Annotated in this window: 12 protein-coding genes; 3 read left to right on the top strand and 9 right to left on the bottom strand. The window is 69.4% G+C overall.

Features of this window, described 5'->3' with window-relative positions:
* The first annotated feature begins 74 nt into the window (after positions 1–74).
* Genes G6N51_RS28050 through G6N51_RS28040 form a run of 3 tightly spaced genes read left to right on the top strand, consistent with a single transcriptional unit; the run spans position 75 to position 2,086 of the window.
* Complete coding sequence (locus G6N51_RS28050) at positions 75–389, top strand: putative quinol monooxygenase (protein ID WP_083173903.1); 315 nt, start codon at positions 75–77, stop codon at positions 387–389.
* Positions 386–1,207 carry a mycofactocin-coupled SDR family oxidoreductase gene (locus G6N51_RS28045; protein ID WP_083173952.1) on the top strand — a complete coding sequence of 274 codons (822 nt, stop codon included), beginning with the start codon at positions 386–388 and terminating at the stop codon, positions 1,205–1,207. Before G6N51_RS28050 ends, G6N51_RS28045 begins: the two co-directional genes overlap by 4 nt.
* 6 nt (positions 1,208–1,213) lie before the next feature.
* A complete protein-coding gene (locus tag G6N51_RS28040; RefSeq protein ID WP_083173904.1) occupies positions 1,214–2,086 on the top strand; it encodes an SAM-dependent methyltransferase in 873 nt (290 codons plus the stop codon).
* A 7-nt stretch (positions 2,087–2,093) separates the two neighbouring features.
* Here the strand turns inward: G6N51_RS28040 and G6N51_RS28035 are convergent, their stop codons facing one another.
* The 9 genes from G6N51_RS28035 to G6N51_RS27995 form a co-directional block, all read right to left on the bottom strand.
* The gene (locus G6N51_RS28035) at positions 2,094–3,770 is read right to left on the bottom strand and encodes a ribonuclease J (protein WP_083173905.1); all 1,677 of its coding nucleotides are present in this window, start codon (positions 3,768–3,770) and stop codon (positions 2,094–2,096) included.
* A gap of 19 nt (positions 3,771–3,789) precedes the next feature.
* A complete protein-coding gene (dapA, locus tag G6N51_RS28030; protein ID WP_083173906.1) occupies positions 3,790–4,692 on the bottom strand; it encodes a 4-hydroxy-tetrahydrodipicolinate synthase in 903 nt (300 codons plus the stop codon).
* 61 nt (positions 4,693–4,753) lie between these two features.
* A complete protein-coding gene (gene thyX / locus G6N51_RS28025; protein WP_083173953.1) occupies positions 4,754–5,506 on the bottom strand; it encodes an FAD-dependent thymidylate synthase in 753 nt (250 codons plus the stop codon).
* Between the two features lie 10 nt (positions 5,507–5,516).
* The gene (locus G6N51_RS28020; RefSeq protein WP_083173907.1) at positions 5,517–6,578 is read right to left on the bottom strand and encodes a restriction endonuclease subunit S; all 1,062 of its coding nucleotides are present in this window, start codon (positions 6,576–6,578) and stop codon (positions 5,517–5,519) included.
* Positions 6,575–7,948, bottom strand: coding sequence for a class I SAM-dependent DNA methyltransferase (locus tag G6N51_RS28015; RefSeq protein WP_083173908.1), 1,374 nt, complete (start codon positions 7,946–7,948; stop codon positions 6,575–6,577). Before G6N51_RS28015 ends, G6N51_RS28020 begins: the two co-directional genes overlap by 4 nt.
* Positions 7,948–9,156: a winged helix-turn-helix domain-containing protein gene (locus G6N51_RS28010; protein WP_083173954.1), complete on the bottom strand. Its 1,209-nt coding sequence runs from the start codon at positions 9,154–9,156 to the stop codon at positions 7,948–7,950. Before G6N51_RS28010 ends, G6N51_RS28015 begins: the two co-directional genes overlap by 1 nt.
* 54 nt (positions 9,157–9,210) lie before the next feature.
* Positions 9,211–9,912: a DivIVA domain-containing protein gene (locus G6N51_RS28005; RefSeq protein ID WP_174814431.1), complete on the bottom strand. Its 702-nt coding sequence runs from the start codon at positions 9,910–9,912 to the stop codon at positions 9,211–9,213.
* An 86-nt stretch (positions 9,913–9,998) separates the two neighbouring features.
* Positions 9,999–10,496: a dihydrofolate reductase gene (locus G6N51_RS28000; RefSeq protein ID WP_083173910.1), complete on the bottom strand. Its 498-nt coding sequence runs from the start codon at positions 10,494–10,496 to the stop codon at positions 9,999–10,001.
* Entirely contained in the window at positions 10,493–11,293 is an 801-nt protein-coding gene (locus G6N51_RS27995) for a thymidylate synthase (protein WP_083173955.1), read from the bottom strand. The genes G6N51_RS28000 and G6N51_RS27995 overlap by 4 nt, the downstream gene beginning before the upstream one ends.
* Positions 11,294–11,355 lie beyond the last annotated feature (62 nt).

Raw genomic sequence — 11,355 nt, 5'->3', positions numbered from 1 at the left:
GGTAGGCAAGCGGTGATTTAGATAACAGAAGTCATGCGCGTCACCCACCCCGTTTGCCCCCAGGAGGCCCCAGCATGCCCGTCGTCGTCGTCGCCACCATGACCGTCAAACCCGAGTCGGTCGACACAGTCCGTGACATCCTCACGCAGGCGGTGGAGGAAGTGCACAACGAACCGGGCTGCCAGTTGTACTCCCTGCACCAGTCGGGCGAGACCTTCGTCTTCGTCGAGCAGTGGGCCGACGAGGAGGCGCTCAAGGCCCACAGCACCGCGCCGGCCATCGGCAAGATGTTCGGGGCGGCCGGCGAGCACCTGGCCGGGGCGCCGGACATCAAGATGCTGCAGCCGGTTGTCGCGGGCGACCCGGACAAGGGTCAGCTCCGGTCCTGATGACCCGGCCACTCGAAGGCAAGGTCGCGTTCATCACCGGCGCGGCGCGCGGGCAGGGACGCGCACACGCGGTGCGGCTCGCCGCCGACGGCGCGAACATCATCGCGATCGACCTGTGCGAGCAGATCGCCAGCGTCCCCTACCCCTTGGCCACCGAGGACGACCTGGCGGAGACCGTCAAGCTGGTCGAGGACACCGGCGCCCGGATCGTGGCCGCCCGTGGCGACGTGCGTGACCGGGCGTCCCTGTCGGCCGCGTTGCAGCAGGGCCTGGACGAGTTCGGCCGGCTCGACATCGTCGTGGCCAACGCCGGCATCGCTCCGATGCAGTCCGGCGACGACGGCTGGCGCGACGTCATCGACGTCAACCTCACCGGCGTCTACAACACCATCAAGGCTGCCATCCCGACCATGGTCAAGCAGGGCACCGGGGGCTCGATCGTGCTGATCAGTTCGAGCGCCGGCCTGGCCGGCGTCGGCAGCCCCGACGCGGGTTCCGTCGGCTATGCCGCCGCCAAGCACGGTGTGGTGGGCTTGATGCGGGTATACGCGAACCTGCTTGCAACGCAGTATATTCGGGTTAACTCGATCCACCCGTCCGGAGTCGAAACCCCGATGATCAACAACGAGTTCACCCGGGAGTGGCTGGCCAAGATGGCCGCCGCAACCGACACGCCGGGAGCCATGGGCAACGCCATGCCGGTGGAGGTGCTGCAGGTCGAAGACATCGCCAACGCGGTGGCGTGGCTGGTGTCCGACCAGGCCCGCTACATCACCGGCGTGACGTTGCCCGTCGATGCCGGTTTCCTGAACAAGTAGCCGCGCATGGCACGAAATCCCGCCGCGCAGACCGCCTTCGGACCGATGGTGTTGGCGGCCGTCGAACACAACGAGCCGCCGGACCGACGCCTGGTGGACGACGACCTCGCCGAACTGTTCCTTCCTGCGCCGCTACGCTGGCTCGTCGCGGCGACCCGAGTGGCGGCGGTGCGCCGCTTGATGATCCGCGGATCGGAGTGGACGGGCCGCGGTTTGTGGGCGAACTTGGCCTGCCGCAAGCGGTTCATCGGCGACAAGCTCGCCGATGCGCTCGACGGCATCGACGCGGTGGTCATCCTGGGGGCCGGATTGGACACCCGCGCCTACCTGCTGACGCGGCAGGTCCGCATCCCCGTCTTCGAGGTCGACCTGCCGGTCAACGTCGCCAGGAAGGTGCAGACGGTCCGGCGGGTGCTGGGCGGGCCGCCGATGTCGGTGCGGCTTGTGGCATTGGACCTCGAGCGCGACGACCTGCTCACCGCCCTGGCCGAGCACGGATATCACACCGACTACCGGGCGTTCTTCATCTGCGAGGGCGTCACCCAATACCTGACCGAAGCCACCGTCCGCCGCACGTTGGAGGGGCTGCGCGCGGCCGCGCCGGGCAGCCATCTGGTTTTCACCTACGTCCGGCGGGATTTCATCGACGGCACAAATCGCTACGGCACCCGCACGCTCTATCGCAGCGTCCGCCAGCGGCGGCAGCTGTGGCACTTCGGGCTACAGCCCGACGAGGTCGGCGCGTTCATCGGCGAATACGGTTGGCGGCTGCTGGAGCAGGCCGGTCCCGACGAACTCCTCCAGCGCTACGTCGAGCCCACCGGTCGCAAACTCACCGCCTCGCAACTGGAGTGGTCGGCCTACGCCCAGAAGTTGTAGCGCCGGTTCAGACCTCGATGACCGTCGGCACGATCATCGGTTGCCTGCGGTACGTCTCGCCCACCCACTTGCCGACGGTGCGGCGCACGGCCTGCGCGATGCGGCCGGGGTCGGTGATGCTCTCGGCGGCCAGCAATTCCAGCTCCTCCTCGACGCGGCGCCCGGCGGGCTCCAGCGCCTTGGGATCTTCGGAGAACCCGCGCGAATACAGGTGCGGCGCGGTCACCGGACGCCCGGTGCCGCGCTGGACGACCACGGTCACCGCGACGAAACCCGACGACAGAATGAGCCGTTCCCCCAGCGTGATGTCGCCGACGTCGCCCTGGATCAGGCCGTCGACGAACATCTTGCCGACCGGCACCGCCCCGGCGATCGACGCCGCGCCGGCGACCAGGTCGACGCTGACGCCGTTCTCGGCCAACAGGATCGACTCCTCCGGCACCCCGGTGCTGGCCGCCAGCTTGGCGTTGGCGCGCAGCATCCGCCAGGTGCCGTGCACCGGCATGACGTTGCGCGGCCGCACACCGTTGTAGAGGAACAACAGCTCGCCGGCATACGCGTGACCCGAAACATGCACGCGTGCTTGGGCATTGGTGACCACGCGGGCCCCGATCTTGGCGAGCTCGTCGATCACCCCGTAGACCGCCTCCTCGTTGCCGGGGATCAGCGACGACGCCAGGACGATCAGGTCCCCCGCGGTGAGCGTGATGCTGCGATGCTCGCCGCGCGACATCCGCGACAACGCCGACATGGGCTCGCCCTGGGTGCCGGTGGTGATCAGCACCACCCGCTCGGGCGGCATCTCTTCGGCGGCGCCGATGTCGATCACGTCGGAATCGGCCACCCGCAGGAATCCCAGCTCGCGGGCGATGCCCATGTTGCGCACCATCGACCGCCCGACGAACGACACCCGCCGGCCCAGGGCGACGGCGGCGTCGATGATCTGCTGCACCCGGTCGACATTGGAGGCGAAGCAGGCGACGATGACGCGGCCCTCGGCGCCCCGGATCAGGCGGTGCAGGGTCGGCCCCACTTCGCTCTCCGACGGCCCCACACCCGGGATCTCGGAGTTGGTGGAGTCGCACAGGAACAGGTCCACCCCGGCGTCACCCAGGCGGGACATGCCGGGCAGATCGGTGGGCCGGCCGTCGAGGGGAAGCTGGTCGAGCTTGATGTCGCCGGTGTGCAGGACGGTGCCCGCGCCGGTGTGCACGGCGATCGCCAGCGCATCGGGGATGGAGTGGTTGACGGCGAAGTATTCGCACTCGAAGACGCCGTGCGTGCTCCGCTGTCGCTCGCTGACCTCGACGAACACCGGCTTGAGCCGGTGCTCGCGGCATTTGGCGGCGACCAGCGCCAGGGTGAACTTCGACCCGACGACCGGAATGTCCGGCCGCAGCTTGAGCAGGAACGGGATGCCGCCGATGTGGTCCTCGTGCGCGTGGGTCAGCACCAGCGCCTCGATGTCGTCGAGCCGGTCGGAGATGTGGCGCAGGTCGGGCAGGATCAGGTCCACCCCGGGCTCGTCATGGGTGGGGAACATCACCCCGCAGTCGATGATCAGCAGCCGGCCGAGATGCTCGAAAACCGTCATGTTGCGGCCGATTTCGCTGATGCCGCCCAGCGCGGTGACCCGCAGCCCGCCAGTGGTCAAAGGACCGGGCGGGGCGAGGTCTACATCCACTTACCGGCCACCCTTTGGCTCACCGGAGCACCGACGCCGCGCGCATGTCGGCGGCCAGCGCATCGATCTGCTCGGGCGTCGCCGGCATCTGCGGCAACCGGGGATCGCCAACCTCGATGCCCTGCAGGCGCAGGCCCGCCTTGGACATCGTCACGCCGCCCAGCCGGCTCATGGCGTCGCACAGCGGCGCCACGGTGACGTTGATCTTCCGCGCGGTGGCGATGTCGCCGGAAGCGAAGGCGGACAGCATCTCTCGCAGCTGACCGGCCGCCAGATGCGAGATCACGCTGATGAAGCCGGTGGCGCCCATGGCCAGCCACGGCAGGTTCAGCGCGTCGTCGCCGGAGTAGTAGGCCAGCCCGGTCTCGGCGATGATCTGGCCGCCGCTGTGCAGGTCGGCCTTGGCGTCCTTGATTCCCACGATGTTCGGGTGGGCGGCCAGCGCACGGATGGTCTCGGTCTCGATGGGGATCACCGAGCGCGGCGGGATGTCGTAGAGCAGGACCGGCAACTCGGTGGCGTCGGCGACGGCGGTGAAATGCGCGACCAGCCCGCTCTGCGGCGGCTTCGAGTAGTAGGGGGTGACCACCAGCAATCCGTGGGCGCCCTCGGCCGCGCAGGCCCGGGCCAGCCGGACGCTGTGCGCGGTGTCGTAGGTGCCCGCGCCGGCGATGACCCGGGCGCGGTCACCCACCGCCTCCAGCACGACGCGCAGCAGCTCGCGCTTCTCGTCGTCGGTGGTGGTGGGCGATTCGCCCGTGGTTCCGGAGACCACCAGGCCATCGCACCCGGCGTCGACCAGGTGGTTCGCCAGTTGTGCCGCCATGGCGGTGTCGAGCGAGCCGTCGGGAGCAAATGGTGTCACCATCGCGGTCAGTACGGTTCCCAACCGCGCCGGGGCGTCGAATCCGACGGTGCTCACGGTCTTCAGGTTACCTGGCGGCGGCAAGGTCTTTAGCAACGGCGCGGGCCAGCCGGGGAACTCAGGCCTCGGTGGCCAGCGGGCTGGTGGCCACCTCGGTCCCGTCGGCCAGCGTCGAGATCTCGAAGTCGGCGAACACGGCGGGCGCGGCGTCGGCAAGCTGGCGCAGGCACTCGATGGCCAGCCGCCGGATCTCGACGTCGGCGTGCTCGCTGGCGCGCATGGCGATGAAGTGCCGCCAGGCCCGGTAGTTGCCCGTCACCACGATGCGGGTCTCGGTCGCGTTCGGCAGCACGGCACGCGCGGCCTGGCGTGCCTGCTTGCGGCGCAACACCGCATTGGGCTGGTCGGCGAATTTGGCCTCGAGCCTGGCCAGCAGCTCGGCGTAGGTGGCCCGGCTGGCGTCGGCGGCCTCGGTGAGGATGCGCTGGAGTTCGGGGTCGTCCTGTAGGCCCGGTGGCACGACGACCCGCGAGTCGCCCTCGGGCACGTAGCGCTGCGACAGCTGCGAGTACGAGAAATGCCGGTGCCGGATCAGCTCGTGCGTGAGCGAGCGGGAGATGCCCGTGATGTAGAACGACACGTTGGCGTGTTCGAGCACGGAGAAATGCCCCACGTCGATGATGTGCTTGATGTAGCCGGCGTTGGTCGCGGTCTTGAGATTGGGTTTGGACCAGCTCTGATAGCAGGCACGGCCGGCGAACTCGACCAGCGCCTCGCCCCCGTCGGCGTCGGTGGTCCACGGGACGTCCGGCGGCGCCAAAAACTCGGTCTTGGCGATCAGTTGCACGCGTAGCGGCGCGGTCTCGGCCACGGCGCTCACCTTAACGTGGCGGCCGTAGCGACAGCTCACCCGATATCAGCTTCGGCAGCAGCGCGTCGCGCAACGCGGACAGCCGCGCGCTTTCGGTGCGGCGGGCGTGGCACAGCGCCCCCAGGCCGGTGATCGTTTGCCGGGCCGCGGCGCTCAGCCGCCGGACGTCCGGGACCGCAACCTCCATCAGGTCACGCGGCGGAATGCGCTGATGGCTCCCGGAGGTCCCGGCGACCCGACGCTGCAGCCATTCGGAGACTTCTGGCTGCCGCACGGCCGCCCACAGGGCCGACGCGTCGACGCGCCTCGGCATCAGGACGACGAACTCGCTGCTGGCCAAGGCCATTTCCGGCGGCATGCTCACCACGTTCCAGATCCGCGGGATGCGGGGATTGAGCTTCGCGAACAACACGCACGGCTGCCTCAGGAGAAGCTTGGCGCTCCTGATCGACTCGGCGCGCACGACGCGCGGGTTCGCCCCGTCGTCGAACGCCGGCAGGCTGAAGTGCGCGACCACGTCGTCGAATTCGGCCACGTTGAGCGATGCCGTCGACCGGCCGGCCAGGCCGGACAGCGGCACGCGGTCACGCACCGAGTCCGCGACGGCCACCATCAGGTTCTCGGCCGTCTCGATCACCCGCGCGTTGGCGGAGATCTTGTCGTCGAGGGCGCCGAGCAGTTCGGCGATCGCCCCCCGCTGCGGCGCGCCCACGCTGCGCACCGCGACGGCACGCAGGATCCGCTGGCTGAGCAGCGGCTGTCCCGATCCGGAGCGGTGATCGTCCAGCCGGCAGGTGTGCAACGCGTAGTACCAGTACCGCGTCTCACCAGGGTCTTTGGCCCGGCACACCAATGCGTTCTCGGTGACCCAGACATCGGAGACGCAATACCGCAGGCTGCCGCACTGGGACCCGACGCGCCCGACGACGATCAGCGGACCGGCCGCGTTGCGCTCGGCGGCGTAACCGATGGCCCCGTTGGCGCCGTAGACGCGGAACCCTCCGCCCGGTACCCCGGGCGGAGCGCTGCTCCCGCTGCCGAAGAGCAGGTGGTCGCCCAGCGTGGTCGTCAAAGCAGGCGCTCCAGGTGTTGGCGCACAACGCCTTCCAGGCGGGCGGATTCGTCGAGCGCCGTCAGCAGGTCGCCGCTCAGCCGGGCGATCTTCTCCTCGGCCGGCTCGCCGTCGTCCTCGGCGGCGGGCGCCCCGACGTAACGGCCGGGCGTCAGCGTATAGCCGGCCGCGGCGACGTCGTCGAGCGATACCGACCCGCAGAATCCCGGAATGTCCTCATAGGCAAGGCCTTTCGAGGTGGCTGATGGCGATGTGCGCCACGCGCGATAGGTGTCGCCGATGCGAACGACTTCCTCGTGGGTCAGCGCACGCTCGGCGCGGTTCACCAGGTAGCCGAGCCCGCGGGCGTCGATGAACAGCACCTGCCCGGACCGCTCGCCCTTGTCCGTGTCGAAGAACCACAGGCACACCGGAATCGACGTGCTGCGGAACAGCTGCGCGGGCAGGGCGACCATGCACGACACCAGGTCGGCGTCGACGATCCGCGCGCGGATGTCGCCTTCCCCGAGCGCATTCGACGACATCGAACCGTTGGCCATGACCACGCCGGCCTTTCCGCCCCGGGCCAGTTTGGACAGGATGTGCTGGATCCATGCGTAGTTGGCGTTGCCGGCGGGCGGTACGCCGAAACGCCAGCGCGGGTCGTGTTCGTCGCGGGCCCAATCCTTGACGTTGAAGGGCGGGTTGGCCATCACGTAATCCATTTGCACGCCGGCGTGCCGGTCCTCGAGGAACGTGTCGCCCCAACGCGCGCCGAGGCCGCTGTCGTCGATGCCGTGCACGGCGAGGTTCATCTTCGCCATCCGCCAGGTCTGCTCGACGCTTTCCTGTCCGCAGATCGTGACGTTCACGGGGTCGCCGTCGTGTTCGGCGATGAACCTTTCGGTTTGCACGAACATCCCGCCCGAGCCGCAGCACGGGTCATAGACTCGCCCGCCGGCGGGCTCCAGCATCTCGACGATCACCCGGACCACGCTGGGCGGGGTGAAGAACTCGCCGCCCCGACGGCCCTCCGCGCGCGCGAAGTTGCCCAGGAAGTACTCGTACACCTCGCCCAACAGGTCCCGGGCGCGGCCAGGTTCGCCGAACCGCGCGGTGTCGAGGAGACGCAGCAACTCAGCGAGCCGGCGCCGGTCGAGGTTTTCACACAGCCGTGGCAGCGACATCGCCTGCATCGCGTCGTCGACGAGGCGGCCGATGTCGGGCGATTCCGCGTTGCGCGTCAACGACTTCCATTGCGCGCCGCAGGCGTGCTTGAGGAACACCAGCCCGAGGATGACGTCCTTGTACTGGCTGGCCGACAGGGAGCCGCGCAGCTTGGTGGCCGCCTTCCAGAGCGTGTCTTTGAGGTCTTTGTCGGTGGCCCGCATCAGCTGACCGCCCGCAGGTCGGCCGCCAGGTCGCCACGGGTGGCGACGCTGAAGCTTCCCAGGCCCAGCCACGACGCCATGGACTGCAGCTCGCCGGCCAGCGCGGCGACCACCCGCGCCCGGGGGGCGTCAGCCTCGCCGAACGCACCCAGGACGCGCAGCGTGTCGCCGGCCCGGTCCGCTTTGAGGTCGACGCGCGCGACCAGGTGCCCGTCCATCAGCAGCGGCCACACGTAGTAGCCGTATTGACGCTTGGCGGCCGGGGTGTAGATCTCGATGCGGTAATGAAACCCGAACAGCCGCTCCACCCGGGGCCGGAAGAAGATCAGCGGGTCGAACGGGCACAGCAACGCGGTGCCGCGGTCGGTGCGCGGCACGGCGCGTCCCGCCCGCAGGTAGGCCGGCGCGGGCCAGCCGTCCACGTCGACACGCTCGATCTCGCCCGCCGCCACCAGGCCGGCGATCGCCGGTTTGACCTGCTGCGCGGACAACCGGAAGTAGTCGCGGATGCCGGCCTCGGTGGCCACGCCCAGCGCGCCGGCCGCGCGCAGTGTCAGTTCGCGGACGGCCTGTCCGTCGTCGACCTCACGCGCCAGCACGCTCGCCGGCAGCACCCGCTCCACCAGGTCGTAGTGGCGGGCGAAGCCCACCCGGGTCGCCGTGGTGAGCACACCGGCCGCGAACAGCGCCTCGGCGACCCACTTGGTGTCGCTGCGGTTCCACCACGCGCCCTTCTTCCTGCGCGGTTCGGCGGCCAGGTGCGCCTCGATCTGCCCGGCCGTGCTGGGCCCGAGTTCCGCGACGGCGGCGACGACGTCCCCGGCCAGTCGGGGGTTGGCCTTGACGACGTGGGTGCCCCAGCGGCCGTGCCGGTACTGGCGCATCCGCCAGCGCAGCAGCGGCCAGTCGTCGACGGCCATCAGTGCGGCCTCGTGCGCCCAGTACTCGGCCAGCAGCCGCGACGACCGCGGGCCCCAGGCGGCGCGGTCCAGCACGTCGCGGTCGTAGGGGCCGAGCCGGCTGAACACCGGCGCGTAATGGGCGCGCACCGCGACCGACACCGAATCCAGCTGCAGCACTTGGATTCTCGATATCAGCCGCTTCAGGTGGCCGCGGGTGATCGGACCGGACGGCGGCGGCTCGCGAAAGCCTTGCGCCGCGACGGCGACCCGCCGGGCTTGCGCGGCCGACAGCCTGGGGGTCCGGATCGACACGGCGCCGAGAATACCGCTCGGGTACGACGGCGCTGGGCGGCGACGCGGCTAGCCCGCGTTGACCTTCCCGTCCAGCGGCACCACGACGCTGGGCTCCGGCGCGTTCTTCTGCTCCTGGTAGGCCGCTTCGAGCGCGGCCGGGACGGCTTCGAGGTCGCGGTACACGCCCATCAGCTGCTCGAGGACGTCGATCCGCTGCTGAATCGCCTCGTCCGCCGCGCGCCGCGCCTGCTCACGATAGTGATCGGCCTCGCGCTGGGCGTCGCGCCAGGCCTTGTCGATCGCCGCTTCGGTTTCGGCCCGCATCCCGGCCAGTTCGGCCTCGAGCTGCTTCTTGGTTTCCTCGTAATCGTTTTCCATGGCTTGTCGTTGGGCGGCCATCTCCGCCAACTCCTCTTCGTGCTTTCGCTGCGCCGCCTCGACCTCCGCCTGGGCCGCCGCGATCAGCGCGTCCGCCTCGCTGCGCGCCTCGGCCTGCATCTCGGCCACCTCGTCGACCGCGCGGTTGAGCATCTGCGCCATCCGGCGCTGCACCGCGTGGGGTGAGGCCGAGGTGTCGGTGAGGACGGCGACCTCGTTGCGCAGCGCGGCCGCCTGGTCACCGGCTTCCTTCAGCCGGGTCCGCAGGCTCTCGACGTCGTCGAGCAGCAACTGCTGCTTGGTGGTCAGCATCTCGATGTGGGCATCGACCGCGGACGGGTCGTAGCCCCTGAACATGCGGTTGAACGTCTTCATGGGTTCGGTTATCACTGCCATTTCCCCCTCCTGGCAACACGTGGTGACGTGGTGAGACCGACCCCCGCGTCCGAGTATGGCACGGTCGCGGGGACCAACGCTCATGCCCGCCGGTAGCTGTGCAGCCGGTACCGCAGCCCCGTGCGGCTGACCTGCCACTCCCCTGTCTCACCGAGCCAGCTGTCGTCGAGCACCGGAGCCAGCGCGTCGTCGTCGTCGCGCCGCAGGTCGACTTCGACCTCGGTGACCTCGCACCGGGTGGCGCGCGGCAGCGCGAGCAGATAGACCTGCTCGCCGCCGATCACCCAGGTCTCGGGCTCGTCCCCGGCACCGGCCAGAGCCGCGTCGAGCGACTCGACGACCTGCGCCCCGTCGGCCGCAAAGTCGCTCCGACGCGAGAGTACGACATTTCGGCGGCCCGGTAGCGGCCGGACCTTCGCCGGCAACGACTCCCACGTGCGCCGGCCCATGACCACGGTGTGCCCGATGGTCAGCTCCTTGAAGCGGGCCAGGTCCTCGGGCACTCGCCACGGGATGTCACCACCACGGCCGATGATGCCGGACGTCGACTGAGCCCACACCAGACCGAGGTCGGTCATACAGCGACGGGGGCTTTGATCGCCGGGTGCGGGTCGTAATTCTTCACGACGACGTCGTCGTAGGTGTAGTCGAAGATCGAATCCCGCTGCGCCAGTGCCAGTTCCGGGTAGGGCCGTGGCTCGCGGCTGAGCTGGGTCCGCACCTGCTCGATGTGGTTGTCGTAGATGTGGCAGTCGCCGCCCGTCCAGACGAACTCACCGACCGCCAGACCGGCCTGGGCGGCCATCATGTGGGTGAGCAGCGCGTAGCTGGCGATGTTGAACGGCACCCCGAGGAACAGGTCGGCGCTGCGCTGATACAGCTGGCAGCTCAGCCGGCCGTCGGCCACGTAGAACTGGAAGAACGCGTGGCACGGCGGCAGTGCCATCTGCGGGATCTCCCCGACGTTCCACGCCGAGACGATGATGCGCCGGGAGTTCGGGTCGGTGCGCAGCAAGTCCAGCGCCGCGCTGATCTGGTCGATGTGTTCGCCCGACGGCGTCGGCCAGGACCGCCACTGCACACCATAGATCGGCCCGAGATCTCCTGTTTCACTTGCCCATTCGTCCCAGATGGTGACACCGTGCTCGTGCAGCCAGGCGACGTTGGAGTCGCCGCGCAAGAACCACAGCAACTCGTAGACGACCGACTTCAGATGCACCTTCTTGGTGGTGATCAGCGGGAAGCCGGCCGACAGGTCGTAGCGCAACTGCTGGCCGAACAGGCTGCGGGTCCCGGTGCCGGTGCGGTCGGATTTGGCGGTGCCCCGCTCGAGCACCAGGCGCAGCAGGTCCTCGTAGGGCGTCGAAATCGGCACTGCGATCGGCACGCGGCCAGCTTAGCGGCGATCGCAAGCGCGGCGAAGCCGGGCGCGGCGGG

Origin of the sequence: Mycobacterium paraseoulense (assembly GCF_010731655.1) — a bacterium.
GTDB classification, from domain to species: domain Bacteria; phylum Actinomycetota; class Actinomycetes; order Mycobacteriales; family Mycobacteriaceae; genus Mycobacterium; species Mycobacterium paraseoulense.
The sequence above is the reverse complement of the archived record's forward strand: the minus strand, read 5'-3'. Positions and strand labels throughout refer to the sequence as shown.